The 21,196-nt window shown below is 26.7% G+C and carries 18 protein-coding genes; 2 read left to right on the top strand and 16 right to left on the bottom strand.

The window, feature by feature from the left end; translation table 11 throughout:
* Positions 1 to 41: 41 nt before the first annotated feature.
* Complete coding sequence (gene gpr / locus I2E83_RS08395; RefSeq protein WP_195263253.1) at positions 42 to 1,016, bottom strand: GPR endopeptidase; 975 nt, start codon at positions 1,014 to 1,016, stop codon at positions 42 to 44.
* A 175-nt stretch (positions 1,017 to 1,191) separates the two neighbouring features.
* Here gpr and rpsT point away from each other — a divergent pair, with 175 nt between their 5' ends.
* Positions 1,192 to 1,455, top strand: a complete 264-nt coding sequence (gene rpsT / locus I2E83_RS08390; RefSeq protein ID WP_008677290.1) for a 30S ribosomal protein S20 — start codon at positions 1,192 to 1,194, stop codon at positions 1,453 to 1,455.
* A 45-nt stretch (positions 1,456 to 1,500) separates the two neighbouring features.
* Here rpsT and holA read toward each other — a convergent pair whose 3' ends face one another.
* The 12 genes from holA to helD all read right to left on the bottom strand — a co-directional run bounded on the left by holA (position 1,501) and on the right by helD (position 17,280).
* Positions 1,501 to 2,532 (bottom strand): DNA polymerase III subunit delta, encoded by a 1,032-nt coding sequence (gene holA, locus I2E83_RS08385; protein ID WP_195263252.1) that lies wholly within the window; start codon positions 2,530 to 2,532, stop codon positions 1,501 to 1,503.
* 16 nt (positions 2,533 to 2,548) lie between these two features.
* Positions 2,549 to 3,994 carry a ComEC/Rec2 family competence protein gene (locus I2E83_RS08380; protein WP_347708057.1) on the bottom strand — a complete coding sequence of 482 codons (1,446 nt, stop codon included), beginning with the start codon at positions 3,992 to 3,994 and terminating at the stop codon, positions 2,549 to 2,551.
* A gap of 267 nt (positions 3,995 to 4,261) precedes the next feature.
* Positions 4,262 to 6,760 carry a cation-transporting P-type ATPase gene (locus I2E83_RS08375; protein WP_195429404.1) on the bottom strand — a complete coding sequence of 833 codons (2,499 nt, stop codon included), beginning with the start codon at positions 6,758 to 6,760 and terminating at the stop codon, positions 4,262 to 4,264.
* Between the two features lie 169 nt (positions 6,761 to 6,929).
* Positions 6,930 to 7,286, bottom strand: a complete 357-nt coding sequence (gene spoVAE, locus I2E83_RS08370; protein WP_195263249.1) for a stage V sporulation protein AE — start codon at positions 7,284 to 7,286, stop codon at positions 6,930 to 6,932.
* A 15-nt stretch (positions 7,287 to 7,301) separates the two neighbouring features.
* Positions 7,302 to 8,336 (bottom strand): stage V sporulation protein AD, encoded by a 1,035-nt coding sequence (spoVAD, locus tag I2E83_RS08365; protein ID WP_195263248.1) that lies wholly within the window; start codon positions 8,334 to 8,336, stop codon positions 7,302 to 7,304.
* Between the two features lie 18 nt (positions 8,337 to 8,354).
* Entirely contained in the window at positions 8,355 to 8,825 is a 471-nt protein-coding gene (spoVAC, locus tag I2E83_RS08360) for a stage V sporulation protein AC (protein WP_195263247.1), read from the bottom strand.
* A gap of 186 nt (positions 8,826 to 9,011) precedes the next feature.
* Positions 9,012 to 9,767, bottom strand: a complete 756-nt coding sequence (gene sigF, locus I2E83_RS08355; protein ID WP_195263246.1) for an RNA polymerase sporulation sigma factor SigF — start codon at positions 9,765 to 9,767, stop codon at positions 9,012 to 9,014.
* Positions 9,768 to 9,776: 9 nt separating this feature from the next.
* A complete protein-coding gene (gene spoIIAB / locus I2E83_RS08350; protein WP_195263245.1) occupies positions 9,777 to 10,208 on the bottom strand; it encodes an anti-sigma F factor in 432 nt (143 codons plus the stop codon).
* Between the two features lie 14 nt (positions 10,209 to 10,222).
* Entirely contained in the window at positions 10,223 to 10,558 is a 336-nt protein-coding gene (gene spoIIAA, locus I2E83_RS08345; RefSeq protein WP_195263380.1) for an anti-sigma F factor antagonist, read from the bottom strand.
* Positions 10,559 to 11,080: 522 nt separating this feature from the next.
* On the bottom strand, positions 11,081 to 13,390 hold the full coding sequence (locus tag I2E83_RS08340) for an AAA family ATPase (RefSeq protein ID WP_195263244.1): 2,310 nt from the start codon (positions 13,388 to 13,390) through the stop codon (positions 11,081 to 11,083).
* A gap of 277 nt (positions 13,391 to 13,667) precedes the next feature.
* Positions 13,668 to 14,840 (bottom strand): FprA family A-type flavoprotein, encoded by a 1,173-nt coding sequence (locus I2E83_RS08335; protein WP_195429402.1) that lies wholly within the window; start codon positions 14,838 to 14,840, stop codon positions 13,668 to 13,670.
* Between the two features lie 157 nt (positions 14,841 to 14,997).
* Positions 14,998 to 17,280, bottom strand: coding sequence for an RNA polymerase recycling motor HelD (gene helD / locus I2E83_RS08330; protein ID WP_195429400.1), 2,283 nt, complete (start codon positions 17,278 to 17,280; stop codon positions 14,998 to 15,000).
* Positions 17,281 to 17,532: 252 nt separating this feature from the next.
* Between helD and I2E83_RS08325 the strand changes: the two genes are divergently transcribed.
* Complete coding sequence (locus tag I2E83_RS08325) at positions 17,533 to 18,177, top strand: TrkA C-terminal domain-containing protein (protein ID WP_195263241.1); 645 nt, start codon at positions 17,533 to 17,535, stop codon at positions 18,175 to 18,177.
* A 209-nt stretch (positions 18,178 to 18,386) separates the two neighbouring features.
* On the opposite strand, the gene I2E83_RS08320 is transcribed toward I2E83_RS08325, so the two are convergent.
* From I2E83_RS08320 to I2E83_RS08310, 3 genes are all read right to left on the bottom strand, one after another.
* Positions 18,387 to 18,905 (bottom strand): hypothetical protein, encoded by a 519-nt coding sequence (locus tag I2E83_RS08320; RefSeq protein ID WP_195263240.1) that lies wholly within the window; start codon positions 18,903 to 18,905, stop codon positions 18,387 to 18,389.
* Between the two features lie 265 nt (positions 18,906 to 19,170).
* Positions 19,171 to 20,280 (bottom strand): hypothetical protein, encoded by a 1,110-nt coding sequence (locus I2E83_RS08315; protein WP_195429398.1) that lies wholly within the window; start codon positions 20,278 to 20,280, stop codon positions 19,171 to 19,173.
* Between the two features lie 33 nt (positions 20,281 to 20,313).
* Positions 20,314 to 21,069: an NAD(P)H-dependent oxidoreductase gene (locus I2E83_RS08310; RefSeq protein WP_195263238.1), complete on the bottom strand. Its 756-nt coding sequence runs from the start codon at positions 21,067 to 21,069 to the stop codon at positions 20,314 to 20,316.
* Positions 21,070 to 21,196: the final 127 nt, after the last annotated feature.

Below are 21,196 nucleotides of genomic sequence, written 5' to 3'. Positions count from 1 at the left end.
GAGTTACATAATTATTAATACTTTTATCAAAATTTATTTGATTAATTCATAAATTTATTTATGTCTTCCATATCTAAGTTTGGTTGTACTGCCATATTTATTCCATTAGCAATTATTTTAGCTAAAGACTCTATAACTGCATCCACATCTTTAGGTGTTACCATTAAATCTCCAACAAAAGGATCTAGTATTTCCTTTATTAAAGCGCTTTTTTCTACTTTATCTACTGATTTTAGCATATTATAAAATTCTTTTCCACTTTCAGCCTTACTTATAAGTTCATCAAGTAGTAAATCAATAGTATCATTTGCTATTGTTGATGCATGAACCACAGTTGGAACTCCAATTGCAATAACCTTTACTCCTAATACTTCTTCGTTTATTTTCATCCTATGATTACCAACACCTGCTCCTGGAGAAATTCCAGTATCACTTATTTGAATAGTTCTATTAACTCTTTCTAACTTTCTAGAGCCTAATGCATCTATACATATAACTAAATCTGGCTTTATTCTATCTACTAAAGATTTCACTATTTCTCCTGTTTCTATTCCAGTAACACCTAGAACGCCTGGAGATATACAACAAACTGGTCTCACTGAATCATCTATCGCATCTGGCATAACTTGTTTCAAATGTCTAGTTACCATAATTTTTTCTGTTACCTTTGGCCCAAGTGCATCAGGAGTTACATTCCAGTTTCCAAGTCCAACTACTAAAGCTGTCTTATCTTCTGATATATCAACCAATCTTTTTAATACATTGTCAACAACCTTAGAAACTTTATCCATAGATTCTCCATCATAATGTGTGAATTCCGGGAAATCTATAGTAATATAATTCCCTTTAGGTTTTCCAAGCTCCTTTCCTGCTTCGTCACTTTCTATAGTTACTGTAGTTATTTTTATATCATCTTCCTTCTCTTCTTCTACAATAACTCCATCAAGATCTCTTTTATTTTCTTTTGTATACATATCTCGTGCTTCTATAGCTAAATCTGTTCTTACATTTATCATAAAAATACCTCCTAAAAATCTTCCATCCCTCTTATTTTTCCTTAATGTTATAATTTAATACTTGAACTTATAAACTTTCAATGATATAATCTAGTATGTTAAAAACGAACTCGAACGCAGATTTCCCCAAAACTGCAAAGAGACCCTATAAAATTATTAAGGGGGTGAATTTAGAATGGCAAATATTAAATCAGCAAAAAAGAGAATTAAAGTTACAGAAGCTAAAACTGCTCAAAACAGAATGATAAAATCAGCTTTAAAGACTGCTATAAAGAAGTTTGAAACTGCTGTTGCTGCAAATAATGCAGAAGAAGCTAACGTTCTTTTCCCTAAGGCTGTTAAAGCTTTAGACATGGCAGCTCAAAAAGGAGTATGTCACAAGAACATGGTAGCTAGAAAGAAATCAAGATTAGCTGCAAAGTTAAACGCTATGGCGTAATCAAATAAGAAGCCGGTCCATTGGACCGGCTATTATTTTTTATGATTACTTTACCATAAATATATTAAAAAGCATTAGTTCCATCTCCATAGTTTTATCTACACCAGATGTTTTCAGCTTTTTTTCAGTTTCTAAACAAATTTCCATTAATTTTTGCAATTGCTTTATAGTAAATTTATTACATTGGTTAACAAGCTTTTCGCATATGAAAGTTGGTAGCCTATACTTACTTGCAAGATCATTTATATTAACTCCATTTTGACTAAGAACTTTAATTTCATATAGTCTTTTGAAATTATTTTCTATATTGCTTATTATCAGCATATGTTGATCGCTTTTAAATAATAATTCATCTAATAAATCAATTGCTCTTTCTACTTTTCTTTGAGATATTAAATCAATTAAATCGAATATATCATCTTCACTAGAATTAGCTATAAGCTTATCTATGTCTCTTTTAGTTATTTGAGCTCCATTAGTATAGGATATAATCTTATCTGCTTCCCTCTTAATTATATCAAAATTATTTTGGACCTTTTCAGCAAAATATCGTGCTTCTATCTTTCCTATTTCTTTTCCATTAGCTTTAAATACTTCCTCTACTTTTTTATAATACCTATCTTTTTTAAGCCTATCAAAATAAACTACTTTAGAAACTTTATCTAAGGATTTTATTTTATTATTCTTTTTAGGAGTATCTCTTTTATCATTAAATAAATAATACATTATTAGTACTGTATAAGGTGGTAAATCCTTTAGATATTTTAATACTTCATTATAAGTTTTAGTGTTTGCACTATCTGTTTTATCTTTTAAAAACGCTGCTCTATATACAACTACAACTTTTTTATCCCCCATAAAAGGCATTGTTTCACAAGCATTCATAATTTCATCAAGATTTGTAGTTAATCCATCTAACCTTATATAATTTAAATCTAGTAAAGATTTATCTACAGTATCATTTACAATTAAGTTTATTCCTTCTTTTATAAGTTCCTCATCTAAACCACAAAAAATATAAGAATTTTCTATTTTACTCTTTTTAACTTCACCTTCTAGTGCATCAAAATCTATCAACTTAATCTACCTTTCTTTAATTAAATACTAAAATATTATTTTCAAGCAAAATTATCTTACCATAATTACTTGACTTAAAATCTATTATATCATAATTAAAATCATTTTTCCCTTTTGATATCTTAAGTACATAATTCTTATTTCTACCTTTTAATATAATATCTTTATTATCTTTTAACATTTGATAACCATCACTTATTCTTATAGTATTAAAATTATTATATGAATTTTGTGATAAAGTTACTATTTTATATTTTTCTAAATTCACACTTTTTTTCAAAGCAACTACACTACGCTCTCCTTTAAAACTTATTGATATTATTCCATCTTTATAATATTCTATCTTAGGAAATGGGCTATATACTAGTATGTAATAATAGAAAACTAGTATTAGAGGGAAATAAATAACCCTTCCATAGCCTTTATAATAAAAGTAACATGTAATCCACATAACAATATAGCATATAATTACTATTTCATTTAAATATAAAGAATTTGGTGTTATATTTAGTAGCCACTCTGTTGATATATCTATAAATAGAGTTACATAATAAGTTATAAATGATATATAGTTAAACAGAAGGTTAACTTTAACTAAAATAGCTAATAAATTTCCTAGTACAACTACTATATTTATTAAAGGTAAGAGTATTAAATTTCCCATAAGAAACCCCAAAGAGAACTCTTTAAAATATATTATTAAAATTGGAAATGTAAAAATTTGTGATGATAAACAAATAGATACACCTTCCCTTAAAAACTTAGGAAATCTATATAACTTTTTATTTATTGTTTTATTAAATATTATTATTCCAAGAGTAGCTAAAAAACTTAATTGAAAGCCTACTTCAAATATGCTATATGGCTTATATAAAACCAATACAATACCAGCCATAGATAATGATGCAAGTGGATTGTAATTTCTTTTTAAAGGAGTTGCTAATCCCATAAATAACATCATTATATAGGACCTTACAGTTGATAAAGCAGCACCTGTAAATATTACATAGATTATAGAAACTATAGGAGCAAGTTTGCTTCCAAATATCTTTTTTAATATAGAGTAAACTAAAACCATATGAAGGCCTGATACAGAAATTGCATGAAGTACCCCCAGATTTTTCATATCTTCTTCATCATCTTTATCTAAAAAATCTGAATATCCAAATGATATAGATGTAACTATTGCCGCTCTTCTATATCCTAATTTTTCCTTTAATGTATCAAATATATACTCTCTCATCCTATATATTTTACCTTTTAAATCAACATTTAATTTCTTAAATTCATCTACTTTAAACTCTCCTATTACCCCTTTTTCTTTATTTATTTCTTTAGTAAACTCTCCAGTTATTATAAGCCTTTCTCCTAATTTAACATTTTTTAAATTGCCAGTTAAATATATCTTTCTTTTTGATACCTCAGCAGTTGCTCCATAAGAATTAAGCGATATTATTCGCACATTTTCCTTTTCGTGAACCTCAAAATTATAATAATAAATATTATTAATTATAGGTATAAAAAAGAAAGCTATAAGAACAATAGTTAACCTCAAATTCATTTTGAATATTAGCATTATAAAAAAACAGCTAGCAATAAGTATTGCTAGCCAAATATTTTTATTTGAAATTATAAATATATAACTTGATAATATAAAAGTAATAAATATATATGGTAATATATTTATTTTTTCTTCATAGTCCAAATGGCAACACCTCATTAATAATTTTTACCATTTTTTTATAATTAAATCTCCTAATAAAAAAATAAATATTAACCAAGATATCACAATAACAAATATCATAGAGTAAGTAAATTTAGTTATCATAATTAATATAAATAAAGATATTATATAAATGAATATAGTTAATACTAATAACTTTAATCCTTTTAAATTTCCTCTTTTAAATATTCGACAATTAATTAGAGTATCTATAATCAGCATTAATCCCATTAAAGAAAATCCTATTATGTCATAATTATCTTTTATAAAATAAAGTGCAACTACAGGTATAATACAAAATAATATACATCTTAAAGCTACTTTTTTACCTTTATAAACATCATTCCCATATATCATATTTATGATTATTATAGGTGAAAGCATAAAAAAATTCATTAATATAATAAAATACTCGTCTACTACTAGTCCACTTGTTATATAATATTTTAAATTTAAAAATACAATTTCACATAGCATAGCTATGGTGTATATGCTTATTCCTCTTTTTATCCCCTCTTCTACTTCAGCATGTTTTTCTTTTAATTTAAAGAAAGCCTTAATACTACTTTTATAAGTATATATATCTCCTATTTTTTTGAGTAACATGGATAGCTTTCCTTTAACTATTCCAACTCTTGCTAAGCTTATAAGAGAAATATCACCTAATGTTTCGCCTTCAATAGAAAATTTATATCCATCGGTATTATATAATGATATAATTTTATTCTTTTGCTCAGGGTTTAGCTTACAATAAATCCTTGTTTTAGAAACAACTCTAAGCATTTCCTCTTCACTTAAAGATTCTAATTCAACACCTGTAGTTATTTGTTCTAGTGATGATATAAGACCTATTTTTTTGCCAAGAACTTCAGAAGCTATTTTATTATCCTCAGTAAATATAATTGGTAACACACCTTGATCCATAATACTTCCAATATCATCAACTACATCATCAATCAAAGGATTTTCTAGAGCCATAATCCCAACAAACACCAAATTGCTTTCTATATTTTCAAATTCTGAAGGCTCATAATTAAAGCTTCTATATGCAAATGCTTCTGTTATTAATCCTTCTTTTGAAAAATTCAAATCTGCAAGTTTAATCTTCATTATATCTTCTGAAGACATTTCTCTTTCTATTCCATTAATAAGTATATGAGTACAACTATTTAATATTGCTTCTAAACTTCCTCTAGAATTTGCTCTATATCCATTTCTATTTTTATTCACTGTAGTTATCATGTTTTCATTAGAGCCTCTATCAATTTGGAATTTCCTTTTATTTTTACTTTCTAAATTGCCTTTAAAAATAGAATTCTCAACTCCATATTTTACATATGCTACTTCAAGCATGTTTCCTTTTGACCAATTATTATCATTATTGTATTTTGCATTATTACATAGTATTGATATATCTAAAAGTCTTTTTATATTTATATCATTAATATCTATTGTATTAGATTTATAAATTTGTTCATTTGTGTATAATTTATCTAAAAACAATTCTTTTTTAGTTATTGTTCCAAGCTTGTCCAAGAAAAATATTTTTATGTCATTTACTAAATCTAAGGCTGAAAAATTTGTTAGTTCAATATCATCTTCCCTTAGAATCTTTTCTTTTATGTATTTTCCATAATACGTTATTATAATCGGAACAAAAATACAAATTATTGCAAATACCCCTTGTATAAATAGTTGTTTTTTGTCAATTAATTTCCCAGGAAATGCAACTATAAAAATTGCTTGTACAATAATTAGGCATAATACAAGTTTAAATAAAATTTCCTCCACCTTATTTATAGCAATATCCTTTTTACCCTTTGAATTATCTATTATTCTTATTAATTTTCCTAGTTGTGTATTATTTCCAACTCCTATAACTATCCCTTTTCCTGAACCTTCTTTTACTAAAGAACCTCTAAAAAGAATGTTACTCATTTCGCCAATAGATGATATTTCATTATCAAGCTTTGTTGAAAATTTATCTTTTAAAAATCGATCTCCAGTTACACTACTTTCATCTACTTTAAGATTTTCACTCTCTATAATTCGAATATCAGCTGCAATTATAGAATTTTTTCTAAAATAAACTATATCTCCTTTTACTAAATCTTCTGCTTCCACTAATTTCTCTATTCCTTCTCGTAAAACTAGTACTTGGGAAGTATTTAAATTTTGTAAAATTTCTATTTCTTTTTCCTTAGAAATCTCATGATATAATTTAAACCCTAAATTAAATAATAGTAAAAATATTGTTAGTAAACTAACTATGTAAAATTTATTTAATAAAAAAATAGTTATAAGTAATAAATATAAGTACAAGTATTTTTCTTTTAAAATATCTAATATTAATTTAAATACCCCTCTAGAATATGGAAGCGAAATTTTATTATCCCCATCCTCTTCTTTTCTTAAGTTACAATCATACTCGTAAAGCCCTTTATTGACATTGCTTCCAAGTGAATCTACTACCTTCGTCCAGCTATTTCCATAATAACTTTTCATTTTCCTCCTCCTACCTCTAATAATTCGCCATTTATTACTATTATTTTTAAAGTTATTTTAATTGTATCATTTTTTAAATTTAACTAAAAAAAGAAAAACCTAACACTTATAGTATAAGTTGTTAGGCCATTTTTTTAAAGTATTAATTTCTAATATTTACTATAATCTATTAAGATTTTGTTTTAGGATTAAATATTAACGCCATTATGTATCCAAAGAAAATTGCAGCTGTTATTCCTGCAGCTGTTCCTGTTATCCCACCTGTAAAAGCACCTATTAATCCTTTTTCTTCAACAGCTTTTATTGCACCTTTAGCAAGAGAATTTCCAAACCCAGGTAAAGGAACTGTTGCACCCGCTCCACCTATTTCAACTAATTTATCATATATTCCAAAGGCACCTAATATTACCCCTAATGTTACAAAGATTACTAGAATTCTTGCTGGTGTCAATTTAGTAGTGTCCATAAGAATTTGTCCTATTACACATATTATTCCACCTACTATAAAGGCACTTAAATATTCCATACTAGTCTCCCCTTTCTACTTTTCTTTAAATTCTATTGCTACAGCATGTGCTATGCCCGGAATACTTTCACCTTGTAAAGATGAGGTTGTACTCATAAGAGCTCCTGTAGAAATTAATAAAAGATTTTTTATTTCTTTTCTCATTAATTTTTTGTAGAAGCATCCTGATGCTACCACAGCTGAGCACCCACACCCACTTCCTCCTGAGTCTGTATTTTGAACTACATCATCAAATATCATATCTCCACAATCAAAGTAATTTTCTCTTATATCATATCCATATTCTAATAGTAATTTACATGTTATTTCTTTACCTACTTTACCCAAATCCCCTGTTGCAATTACATCATAAAACTTAGGGTCTCTACCTGTATCCTTGAAATGCCTTGCTAAGGTATCTACTGCTGCTGGTGCCATAGCTGCACCCATGTTATTTGGGTCTTTTATTCCATAATCTTTTACAACTCCTGTTGTTATATAAGTAACTTCTGGAAAGTTACCCTCTTTTCCAAGAACCATAGCTCCTGAACCAGTTACAGTCCATTGAGCCAATGGACTTCTTTGTGACCCATATTCCAAAGGAAATCTAAATTGCCTTTCTGCTGAACTAAAATGTGATGAAGTAGAGGCAACAACATAATTAGCAAATCCTCCATCTATCATCATAGAAGCCACACTTAATGATTCTGACATAGTGGAGCAAGCTCCATATAATCCAAAGAACGGTATATTTAATTTTCTAGCTGCAAAAGATGAAGATGTTATTTGATTTAATAAATCTCCAGCAAATAAATAATCTATATCCTCTTCTTTTAATCCAGCGCGATTTATTGCACTTGTTATTGCTGTATACATCATTTCGCTCTCAGCTTTTTCATAGCTTTCTTTTCCAAACATATCATCATTTAATATTTCATCAAAATATTCCTTTAATGGTCCTTCACCCTCTTTTGGTCCAACAATAGAATATGTTGCTATTATTTTAGGAGGATTTTGAAGTTTTACAGTTTGCTTTCCAACTTTTTTTACATTTAAATTATTAGTATTCATATTATTCCTTCCTCCTTTTTATTTTAATACTTGTATAAAATAATAAATAATACCTATTATTACGGAGCTTCCTATACCATATACTAATACTGGTCCTGCTATGGTAAACATTTTAGCTGCTACTCCAAACACGAAACCTTCTTTTTTAAATTCTATGGCTGGAGCAACAACAGCATTTGAAAAACCTGTTATCGGAACTACCGTTCCAGCGCCTCCGAAAGATGCTATTTTATCGTATATTCCTACTCCAGTTAAAAGAGCTCCTAAAAATACCATAATTATTGGTAACAACATTTTAACCTCTTCTTCTTGAAATCCATATTTAACTAGAAGTGTTTGAAAAATTTGACCTAATGTACAAATTGCCCCTCCAACTAAAAAAGCCCTTGCACAATTTCTAACTATTTTAGGCTTTGGATTTGTCTGATCTGTAATAGTTTGAAATTTATTTAATATTTGTTGTTCACTTGGTGTCTTTTTTTTAGCCATAATATTACTCCTTTCTAAATATGTATAATTTTATTATCCCAATTATAATAAATATAACACTGGAATATACTTCAAAATTTTTTCAACAAAAAAAAAATCTTTTGATATAATTTCAAAAGATTTTTATTATAACTTATTCATTTTTTTCTTTCCCTTTGTTATCATTTGTAATTTAATATTTTTTCTTTATTCTTGTAGTTTTTGTTTCATTAATACTAATACTTTCTTTTCAATTCTAGATACTTGCACCTGACTTATACCTAGCATCTTAGCAACTTGAACTTGTGTTTTATCCTTAAAGTATCTAAGCATTATTATTTGTCTTGACTTACTATCGAGGCTTCTTAGTGCTTCTTTTAATGCAATTTTATTTATCATATCACTATCGTCTTCACCTTTTTCACTTAGTTTGTCTATAAGTAAAACAGGGGCTCCATCATCTTGATGAATAGTATCATATAGATATTGCATACTAGCAGCAGATTCTATAGCAAACAGTATTTCTTCTTTGTCTACGCCTGAAAACTCAGATAGCTCTTCAATAGTTGGTTCCCTATCTAATTTTTTAGTTAGTTGTTCTTTGTCAAAATGTAACTTCCTAGCTAAACTTTTTACATTTCTACTTACCTTTATTATTCCGTCATCTCTAATAAACCTCTTTATTTCCCCTATTATCATAGGAACTGCATAGGTAGAAAACTTAACATTAAATTTATCATCGAAATTATTTATAGCTTTAACTAACCCTATGGAACCTATTTGAAATATGTCTTCGTAATCATACCCTCTATTAAGGAATTTTTTACTAATGGATGATACAAGAGGTAAATTCATCTCAATGACTTTATTCATGGCATCTTGATTACCTGCTTTTGCTAGAGGTATTAATTGTGAGTTTTCTTCATAATTATACGCCTCTTTTCTTACACTTCCATTTTCCATATACTTCACCTAACTTACTGTGTTGAATTTCTTCTTCATTACAACTTTAGTTCCTTTACCTTCTTCGCTCTTTACTTCTAAGCTATCCATAAATGTTTCCATAACTGTAAATCCCATTCCGGATCTTTCTAGCTCTGGCTTTGAAGTATATAGTGGTTCCATTGCTTGCTCAACATTTGTAATTCCTCTGCCAAAATCTTCAATACTTATAGTTATTTCATCCCCACTTATAGTAGCTTCTATTTTGATTATACCCTCTTTTTTGTTTTCATAACCATGTATTATAGAATTTGTTACGGCTTCTGATACCGCTGTCTTTACATCTGTTAGTTCTTCTACTGTTGGGTCTAATTGGGAAACAAATGCAGCAACTGCAACCCTTGCAAACCCTTCGTTTTGGGATTTACTCATTAATTCTATACTTACTTTATTATCTACCATTTTAAACCCCTCCATTAAATATTGACTACAGCTTCATCTATATTGCTATATACATCAATAATTTTATACATACCTGATATTTCAAAAACTTTATTAACAGTTTTATTTATTTCTGCTACACAAAGTTTCCCATCTCTATTTTGCATTTTCTTATATCTACCTATAACTACACCAATTCCAGAGCTATCCATAAATGTTACTCCATTAAAGTTTAATATAACTTTTTTTATGTTATCTCTATCTATCCTATCATCTATTTTAACTCTTACCTCTTCAGCACTATGATGATCTAACTCACCCATTAAGCTAACAACTAGTTTGTCTTCATTTTTATCGAATTTTAGATACATACAAACTGGGGCTGCCGCAGAAAGCCATTTAATTGTGCGACCAGCACCACCCACCTCCTCAATAGTTATTTAAAATTATTTTCCTTCTTTTTCCATAATTTTAACATACTATTTTATTCATAGTCAAATAAAATAATAACTTTTTTATCTTATTATATTTAAATTAATAGAAATTTTAATATTTAATTTATTACTCAATATAAATTTATGTAATATATGTTATAAATTTTTATTAAAAATTAAAAATACTTAGTTTTATGCATATTTAAATAGTAGATAAAAAAATTCTATTTAAACCCTAACTTAAGTAAGTAAAATCAATAGCTTAAGAGGATATGACGTTTCGTTATACCCTTTAGAAGAAAAAATTAATGTGTAAGCCTAAAAGGGGGTCGCGAAACGCGACCCCCTTTATAAAAATAAGAGATTAACTTTGTAAAAGTAGTCAAGATTAATTGAAATTGAACAAACTAAATTCTACATTAAAATAAATTTCTAAGACTATGTCTTTTAGTTATATTACTATTCTTGTTTTTCTTTTTTAACTTTTTTATATTTTTTTATTTCTGATCGTAAGCTTGTATAAAAATCTTCTAATGATTCACCTTCTTCTAATATTAAAGTTTCTATTGCATCATCTAGATTATCCATAGTATATATATGGAAATCCCCATTTTCTATAGACTTCTCAATTTCTGGTATTAATATTAATTCATCCTTATTTGAAGAAGGAATTAAAACTCCTTTATTTTTAACTGTATCTAAAAAGTCACATACCCTATAGAAACCTTCAATTTTTTCATTAACACCTCCAATTGCTTGTACCTCCCCTAATTGATTTATAGAGCCAGTTACTGCAATTGTTTGCTTTATAGGTCTTTTACTTAATGAAGATAAAATACATATAATCTCTGCTACTGATGCACTATCTCCATCAAGTAAACCATAAATTTGCTCAAAACTTAAATAAAAATCTACTGGAATTTCTTCATATGGATTAATTATATTATTTAGTAATCCTTTTAATATATTTATTGATTTTTCATGTATTTTTCCGCTTAATCTACTTTCTTTATGAATATCTATTATTCTTCCTGATCCTTTGTGAGATACACATGTTATCCTCATAGGCTTTCCAAAAGAATGATATCCAGTATCCAAAACAGCTAGTGCATTTATAACTCCTACTCTTTTTCCTATAACAGATATTAAAATTTTGTTTTCTTTATACATTTTATCATATTCATCTTCTATTCTTTCTTTAGCATATGCAATATCCACTATATCTTTAGATTCTATCATTAATGACTTTCTCTTTTTTGCATTATCATTTGCTAAAATCATTAATTTTTCTATTTCAGTAGTATCTATATTTACTTTAGTCTTACTATTAGCAGTTCTTGATAGATATTTGATTATTTCATTTATTCCATCTTCTGTAATAGGCATAAGATTATTTTGCTTTACTTTATTTTTTATAGATTTATTTATATAAGATGTAACATTATCATTTGCCTCTACAATAGGATTAAATTCAGCCCTTAAAGGGAATAACTTTCTAAAATCTTCATCTAAGCTATACAGTGTATCATAAGTTTCTTGATCACCTATTAAAATCACTTTTACATTTATAGGTATTGGTTGTGGCTTTAATCCACTTATTGATATTACTTCTACATATGATTTTGAATTATCATATGTTATTTTATTAGTTATAAGAGCCTTCTTCAAATGGTAGTAAGAATATGAATTAGTAGCTAGTGAGCTCATTCTAACAATTAAACATCCACCATTTGCTTTTAGTAAAGTTCCTGGATTTATTAAGGATATATCTGTCGTATATACACCATTATGATTCTCATACTCTATAAAACCCATTAAATTGTTTATATTTGGATCTTCTTCATAAATAACAGGTGGTGTAGACCTTGAACTATTGTCAACAAGTAAATGCATATCATACTTATTTATAACTTGATAAAGTTGTTCTTCATCTTCATCAATATCCATTGTATAGCAATTTATAATTTCCTTTTCAATTGATATAAATAATCTTTCTAAATATTCATAAGCTGCATCATCATCTATAAATTCAAGTAAAACCTCGTCCTTATATCCTTCCATTTCCTTGGCTAAGAAATCACTATATATTTCCTTTAACTTTTTTATTGATTTAGTTTCTATATCTTTTAATTTTCCTAAAACTACTTCTGCTTTTTTCTTTAAAATAGATGCTTTTGCTACAATAGCTTCTTTCTTATTTTTTTCTAATTTATCATATTCACTTTCGCTAATTACCTTGCCATTTATTAATGGAATAAAAGCAAAACCCTTATTAGTGACTTTCACTTCAAAATCTTCTTTTTTTGCCATCTCCATCAATTCACTTATATAATCATTTCTCTTACTTTGTATTTCTTCTATAAGCTCATCCTTTTCATCTTCAGATGAAGTATTATAGAACTCCTCTACTATTTCTATATAATTATTTCTTATTTCTTCAACTGCGTCCTTCAACTTTTTACCATTACCATTACTAACAAATAATACTTCTGGCTTTTTATCATCCTCTAATGAAACATAGCAAATGTCTTTTGGAGGTTCCAGATATTTATACTGCTCCTCTATATAACCTTGCAGTTTCTTTAGTTTTTCCTTAGAAAATGAATCAATTAAATAAAGATTATAGCCTTCTTTATTTATATTAAGAGCTCTTCCAATCTTTTCATACTCACTATCTATTTCAGGAATTTTTGTTACACTGCCTTTCAAATCACTTTCTTTGAATTTAAAATTAAATTTTACTTCTTGTGAAGTTAACTCTTTTCTCATATATTTTCCACTTTAAAATTGCTTTAGCAATTATTAAGAAGCAGTTTCCCCCCTTTTTTAGTATTTACTATATAGATATTCCTAAGATGCTTTTTTAGGGAATAATTTTTAAAATTTAATTATTTTTATCTATATCATATTAAATATATATGAAAGTTTATTATGACTAATACTTTCTTTTTCATAATTATATATTTTTAGTTAATATTTTGTTGTAAAATAATAAAAGACCTGTGTTTTTTTATTCACAGATCTTTCTTTTACTAGTGTTTTTTAACTACATCAGTTCTATAAACTTATTTACCATTTCTTCTGCATTCTTATAATCTTGCTCTGAAGGCACAAAACAGAATGATAATCCTGGCTCAACTACTTTAAGCTTTAAATCTTTAAGTCTTGATGTTAGCATTCTTACTCCTTCTCCACTCCATCCATAAGAACCAAATGCTAATGCAGGTTTTCCTCTATTTATTATAGGATTAACTAATGATAATAAATCCCAAGATGGTTTAACTGCATCTTGATTTATTGTTGGAGATCCAACCATAAATCCTCTTGCTCTTTCTATTTTTGCTATACTTTCTTCTAAAGGAATAGTTGTTATTTCTGTTACATCTGCATTAAATCCCTTTTCTTCTAGCATTTCCTTCATAAAGTTAGCCATATTTTCTGTATTTCCATATGCAGAAATATAAAATATTTCTACCTTATTTTTATCTACTTCTGCTTCTGTTGCCCATTCTTTATAAAGATTTAAAATCTTATCTATATTAGCAACATGAACTGGTCCATGACTCGGTGCAATACATTCTATATTTAAGTCTTTTATCTTGTCTAAGCCCATTAGTACAAACTTTTTAAATGGTCCCATTATGCAATTAAAGTAGTATTCCATTTCTACAAAATAATCTTGGTTCAAACTTTCTGTAATTCCGCCTTCTGGACAATAATGAGAACCAGTAAAATCACATGTAAATAGTAAATTTCTTTCTTTTACATATGTGAAAATAGTATCTGGCCAGTGTAAATTAGGTGCGCTTATAAATTTAAGACTTGTTTCTCCAAGTGAAATCTCTTCTTTAGCTTCTACGGCATTAAAATCTCTATTTAATATATTCTTTAAATAATTTAATGCAGCTTTAGATGCTACTACTTTTATTTCAGGATAATCTTCAATTAATTTTATTAATGATCCACTATGATCTAATTCAGTATGCTGAACTATAACATAGTCTACTTTCCTATCACCAATTACTTCTTTTAAATTATTTTTAAACTCATCATAAAATCCAGTTTTAACAGTATCTACTACAGCTACTTTTTCGTCATTTATTACGTAAGAGTTATAGGTTGTTCCTTTTTTAGTTTCCATTATTATATCAAATATTTTTAAATCCGGGTCTTTAACCCCTACCCAATATATATTATTCTTTAGCTCTTCCTGTAACATATCCCTACCTCCAACTTTAATCTTTTACTATATATATTTTAGTAATATTTTACCATAAATACTTTTGTCAAACAATTATGCAATTCGACTTTTTTTGTGTATTTATCATCTATATTTTAATTCTTCTATAACTTTTTATTTAATTTGTCTATAACTTTTATATTTTTATCATATCTGTTATATTATCAACTTCTATTATATATTCATAGTGCAAAGCCCTTGTTAATGATACATATAAAAGCCTTTGATCTAATAAATTATTTTTAAAATTAGACTTACTCGGATTATAAATAATTGTTGCATCGAATTCTAATCCCTTTGTTAAATAGGATGGTATTATCAATATATCATCATTATGCTCTTTTTCATTCCCTTTTATTAATGTTGCTTTAAATTGCGAATTCTTTTTTATAAGCTTTTCTAAAGTTTTTCCTTCTTCTACACCTTTAGTTATTATTGCAATACTACTTTTCCCTTTATCCATAACTTCAGTAATTATATCATTTATATTTTTTACTGCATCTTTGCTATTATTACATTTTATTATTTTAGGTAATTCTCCATGTCTTAATACAGGTTTTGCTCTTTTCAAGTCTAACTCTTGTGCATCTAGCGCACCATTAGCAAAATCTATAATCTCAACTGTAGATCTATAGCTTTGAGTAAGCTGCATATAAGTTGCCTTTCCATCAAAGACCTTATCTACTATATCACTCCAATTCTTTATCCCTTTATAATAATATATTCCTTGAGCAATATCTCCAACTAAAGTAAGAGAATTTCCTCTTGTTAATCTATTTACTAAATAAATTTGGAATGGATTATAATCTTGTGCTTCATCCACCACTATATGAGAGTATTTTTCTTTTTCTTCAACGCCTTCTAAAAGAATATTAATATATAAAAGTGGTGCTAAATCATCTTCATCTATAATTCCTTTATTATAGTTTGAAATAATTTCTTCCTTCATGAATTGTGATAATTCTTTTGGTATTTTATTTAAAGTAGCAAGTTCAAAAAAATCTTCATTTTTAAATAAATCCACATATATGTCCTTAGAAGTTATTCCTCTCCAGCTTTTAAAATACTCATTCATTTCTTTTTTTGAGTTATTTTTTATATTATTTTTTATTTCATCTCTTTCTGAATAAGTTTGTATTAATTGCTTTCTTCTATCTTCACAATCTTCTTGTTTAATTTTTATTTCTTTAATCTTTATATCCCATTCTAAATCTACTTGCAGACAAAGGACTTCTATTCTCTCTTTAAGCTTTAATCCTAAATATCTTTTTATTTCATCTTTTCTTTTATTTATTGGAAAATTCTTTAAGTCTTTAAGATAAAGCCTCATTATTTCTCTTTTATTAAATAATAAATAATCTCCAATCATTATATCTGTTATATCAACAGAGTCACTTTCTAATAATGCAATGTATCTATCAATAATAGATTTAAATGCTAATGTTCCTTTTATTTTAGATGAATTTATTATTAATTTGCATTTTTCTGCATCGTCAGATTCAATTAACTCCTTAAGTTTTTCATCTTTTCCCTTTACCTTACTTCTAATTTTCAGATGCTTAAGTACTAAATCCTGAAAAGTAGTTTGATTAACTTCATCAACACCTAAATTAGGTAATATATCTGAGATATAATCCAAAAACAACTTATTAGGAGCTAAAACTAAAATATCTTTTCCCTTCATAGTTTCTGAATATCTATAAATCAAATAGGCAAGTCTATGTAAGGCTATAGTAGTTTTCCCAGAACCAGCTGAACCTTGAACTATAATAGGTAAATTCTTAGGCCATCTTATAATATCATTTTGTTCCTTTTGGATAGTTGCTACTACTTCTTTTAATTTTTTTCCTCTACTTTCCTCAAGATTTATTTTTAAAAATTCATCAACTAAGTCATTTCCTTCATCGCCTGTTTTTACTATAATTTCGTTTATCCCCTCATCAAATATTTCATTTAAAGAATCTTCCTTAAATAAAAATTTTCTTTTTAGAGATAGGTTTCCTTCTATTATTCCTAGTGGAGATTTATAATATGCATATCCTCCAGTTCCACTATAATATAAATCAGCTACTGGAGTTCTCCAATCTACTACTATTTCTTCTCCATCTATAGTTGAACTAACTGATTGTTTGCCTATATATATACTTTCGTCTTGGCCTCTCAGTTCCCTAAAATCAACCCTACCAAAATAAGGAACCTTAATAGCCTCCTCATAATTCTTTATATCTTTTTTTAATACAGAATATATTTTTTCTGTTGTTTCTTTTTCTTCGTTATAATTTCCCTTTGATTCTTTTGTTAAAGCTTTTAACTTGCCTTCTATAACTTCATAGCTCTTTTTCTTCTCTAAAAGTTCATTATCTATCTTTTTCCTTTTTTCCTTTAATATTTCTTGTTCTAATTTCAAATTATTATTCATATCATTACCTCTAAATTCAACTAATGCCTTAATTATAGGCTAATTAAAATCTAAATTCAATTATAAAGCACATAACTAAACAATTAAAAATTATTAGTTAACATTAATATATAACTTTCTTATATTCCAATTATTTACTTCAAGCAATACATTTATTCCTTATATTACCTCATTTATAGATTATATATTTCAATAGGTATTTTACTTTCCAATATTGTATGTTAGAATCTTAACGTAAAGGAGATGTTAATATTGTCTAAGCAAACAAAAACCCCTAATTATATAAAAATAGCTATTGATATAGCTCATAGAATAATAAATAATGAATTTTTAGAAGGAAGTAAAATAACAGGAAGAACTACTTTAGTTAGTATATATAATGTATCTCCTGAAACTATTAGAAGATCCTTAGCATTATTAAAAGATATGAATGTTGTTACTATTAATGAAAAAAGTGGAATCATAATAAATAATAAAACTTATGCAAAAGAATTTTTAAATAAATTCAAAACAAAATCAGATTTTACTCATTTAAATAGCGACACTTTTGATTTAATAAAGAAAAGAAAAGATATCGATAATAAGCTTGAAAAAAATATTAATGCAATAATTGAATTTGCTACTCAGCTAAGAAATGTTGGTTCTATTATCCCTTTTGAAAGTATAGTAGAAGAAAATAGTATTGCTGTAGATAAAAGTATTGGTGAACTTAACTTTTGGCATAATACAAAAGCTACTATAATTGCTGTTAAGAGAGATGGCGATTTATTCTTATCACCTGGCCCGTACTTCAAAATACATTCACAAGATATAATAGTTTATGTTGGAGAAGATTCTGTTCTAGAAACAGTTAAAAACTATATTTCTTTACCATCATCTGATAAAGAATTAAAATAACGGGGCATGTTTAATTTAGAATTTAAAAATTTAAAATGAATGTTGTATTTCATACTGAAATACTTTTAAATTTATATTATCTTAAACTATGTTATACTAATTTATTAATTTATGACATAAATTTAAGGTAGTTCATTTTGAACTACCTTAATATATAATTTATAAATATTATTCTATTTATAATGTTAAAATTAACTTACTCGGTAATTTTAATCACTTAAATATTCAGTGAAAATGCTACTTTTTTCTTTTAATATAGACACCTCATCAATAATAGAAGTATTATCTTTCATCACTTTAAAAACCATATAATCTGTCATATCTATTGACTTATCATCTGTTTTTAATTTATAAGACACTTCATATTCATAATGTATAAATTCATAATTTGTATAAGTATCATTTTCTGATTCTTTAGTTTTTACTATTTTAATATCTGTTATATCCTTTACATTATTCTCATTTATAACAGTATAATAAAAATGAAGAATTCTATTAGTCATTAAAGTGTCAAATCCGTTTTCTGTAAAGTATTCCCCAAAATTTGCTTTTGACTCCTCTGCGTATTTATCCAAATCCTCCCCAAATGTAATACCTTCATATGTCTTTACAGATAGTAACTTGTTAATGAAATTATCTATAGTTTTTTCTTGTTCTTTAGAATTACATCCTATTAGCAAAAGTAATGATATACCCATAAGTAAAATTATTTTAATAAAATTTTTCATTTACATACCCCTTTGCATTATATAGATAACAATTACTATGAATTAGTTATCTATTTATTATACTCAATCAAAACCTCAGTATGAAATACCACCTTAATTTTACATTTTACATTTTTAATTATGTTACAGCTCCGTTATTTTTATTAATTTTCCAATATATAATTAACTGCATCTTCAAACTCTATTTTTCTAATTTTTTTTCTAATCTTAAAATTTATATTTTCAATATATTTTATAGAAAAGGGCAGATATTCATTTATTATTTTTATATATTCACTTGAAAAAACTCCTTACTTAATACTACTGAAAACAATATAAGCATTATGCAATTTGTTTTTATAAGTTCTTTTAATTCAGGTATATTTTTCCCTTTAAAACAACTGTCTTTTTCCAAAAATAAAGTTGTAAAATTTATTAATTTGTTTACTATTTTATCTAAATTATATTTAGGAGCTAATTGTGACATTATAGTTATATGATTATTATTTATATCAGATTTAATATCTTGTAAATCATCTGCCAGTTGAAGCAAGAAACCATAAAAAATACAAAAAGATATTTCATCTTTATTCAGCTTTCCCTTTGTTAAAAATCCATCTACTAGTACTGATGATCCACCTTTTTCAATAGATATTCCTAAAATATCCTCTTCATAAGGAATAGTAACGATATCTTGTTGTTTTAAACTTCTTATTTGACCTTTATGAATGGAAAGTAAAGATTTATATAACTCACTATAATCATTTCTTTTAAAGTCTTCTTCGATATAACTAACTAATTTATAAACATCTTCTTCATGCGAATCATTCCCCTCAATGTTCTCTCCATTTAATCTCTTTTTCAATTTATTATTAAATATTTTCTTATCTGCATCATTTATCTTTGTATTATCTAAATAATTATCTGTATATGGATATAACATACTATATCCAAATATAGCCTTAGACAACTGTACTTTTTCTCCAAATGCTGCTTGAAGAATATTTATAATCCAGACATTTCTCATAGCTTGCCCTATATCACTATAACTTAAATTATCATCAAATTGTTTTGCTTCTTTTATAAACCTTTTAGTGCTATTAAAAAAGTCATTCTTAAGATTTTTATTAATTATTCCGAGCTTAAAAGTTTCTTCTTCACTTTCTATAAAATCGTCTATAATTTTATTAAAATCCTTTTGCCACTCTTTCTTCTTACTATCTTCACTTGGAAATTCACTTATTTTTTTAATTATTAAATCTATATAATTATCTAAGTTCTTTTCTTTATTTTTCTTTTCTATATTAGTATATTTTTTCATATCCAATTTGAAATTTCTATCTGATTTCCACCATTGGTCACTACATTCTAAATATATAGAGTTTATTAAGTCCATTATTAATCCCCCAAGTCTAATCTTATAATCACACTAACTTTCTACTTTGCCGCCCATTAATTTATAAGTAGCATTCCCTATTGCTCTTTTTAAAACTCCAATTTTAATATCAGGATGATAAACAAATTTTGCAAGCCCTGAATTCTTCCAATATATATAATCTGCATCTCCTTCTTTAAAAGGTGTTTCTCCTGATTTTCTCCATAAATTATACATAAATATAGATTTTACTTTTGGTTTGTGTATTTTTCTAGATATCAAATCTTCACTAAACTTACTAGATATACATTTTATTTTTTCCACATTTTTATCATTTAATTCTGTTGCTCTATATGCTATTGGTATCATTTCCACAAAATTAAATCCCCAATAATATAAGACATCCCTAATATACTTTGCTGAAGATGTATGACCTGCCCCTGCAGTAGTAGTAATTACTAATGCCTTTTTTGTAAAAAATTTTGGCCTATGAAAATTATATGACATATGGTCTATAAATATTTTTAAAAGCCCACTAACTTGCATTGAATAAACAGGTGAAGTGATTATAATAGCATCTGAATTTTCAATTTCATTAACTATATAACTTATCTTTTCATTGTGTGGGCATTTATCTTCACCTTTATAAATGCATAAAAAACATCCATTACAATAAGGTATGCTTTCTTTACGTAATTCAATATCTACAAATTCAATTTCACCATGTTTTTTCATTTCCTCTTTTGCAATATTTAATACATCCCAAGTATTACCCCTTCTTGGACTTCCATGTATTACAACACATCTCATAATTTCTCCCCCTAAAATAACAAAAGAGAAAGCACTTTATTTTGCCTTCTCTCTTGTGATTACTCTATTATATTATACACGATATTTATAAATTGCGAATTAAACTTAATGATATGTATTAACTTTC

The organism is Clostridium sp. D46t1_190503_E9 (genome assembly GCF_015555225.1).
GTDB lineage: Bacteria > Bacillota > Clostridia > Clostridiales > Clostridiaceae > Clostridium.
Note: the sequence above shows the minus strand (reverse complement) of the source record. Positions and strands in the feature narration are given on the sequence as shown.

Excerpts from the sequence above, each read along its gene's own strand:
- spoIIAB (WP_195263245.1), bottom strand. The coding sequence starts at position 10,208 with ATGGTAGATAATAAAGTAAGTATAGAATTAATGAGTAAATCCCAAAAC.
- I2E83_RS08335 (WP_195429402.1), bottom strand. The coding sequence starts at position 14,840 with ATGTTACAGGAAGAGCTAAAGAATAATATATATTGGGTAGGGGTTAAA.
- I2E83_RS08310 (WP_195263238.1), bottom strand. The coding sequence starts at position 21,069 with ATGAGATGTGTTGTAATACATGGAAGTCCAAGAAGGGGTAATACTTGG.
- I2E83_RS08340 (WP_195263244.1), bottom strand. The coding sequence starts at position 13,390 with ATGAGAAAAGAGTTAACTTCACAAGAAGTAAAATTTAATTTTAAATTC.
- spoIIAA (WP_195263380.1), bottom strand. The coding sequence starts at position 10,558 with ATGTATCTAAAATTCGATAAAAATGAAGACAAACTAGTTGTTAGCTTA.
- spoVAE (WP_195263249.1), bottom strand. The coding sequence starts at position 7,286 with ATGGAATATTTAAGTGCCTTTATAGTAGGTGGAATAATATGTGTAATA.
- I2E83_RS08320 (WP_195263240.1), bottom strand. The coding sequence starts at position 18,905 with ATGAAAAATTTTATTAAAATAATTTTACTTATGGGTATATCATTACTT.
- helD (WP_195429400.1), bottom strand. The coding sequence starts at position 17,280 with ATGAATAATAATTTGAAATTAGAACAAGAAATATTAAAGGAAAAAAGG.
- spoVAD (WP_195263248.1), bottom strand. The coding sequence starts at position 8,336 with ATGAATACTAATAATTTAAATGTAAAAAAAGTTGGAAAGCAAACTGTA.
- I2E83_RS08375 (WP_195429404.1), bottom strand. The coding sequence starts at position 6,760 with ATGAAAAGTTATTATGGAAATAGCTGGACGAAGGTAGTAGATTCACTT.
- sigF (WP_195263246.1), bottom strand. The coding sequence starts at position 9,767 with ATGGAAAATGGAAGTGTAAGAAAAGAGGCGTATAATTATGAAGAAAAC.
- I2E83_RS08315 (WP_195429398.1), bottom strand. The coding sequence starts at position 20,280 with ATGGACTTAATAAACTCTATATATTTAGAATGTAGTGACCAATGGTGG.
- spoVAC (WP_195263247.1), bottom strand. The coding sequence starts at position 8,825 with ATGGCTAAAAAAAAGACACCAAGTGAACAACAAATATTAAATAAATTT.
- rpsT (WP_008677290.1), top strand. The coding sequence starts at position 1,192 with ATGGCAAATATTAAATCAGCAAAAAAGAGAATTAAAGTTACAGAAGCT.
- gpr (WP_195263253.1), bottom strand. The coding sequence starts at position 1,016 with ATGATAAATGTAAGAACAGATTTAGCTATAGAAGCACGAGATATGTAT.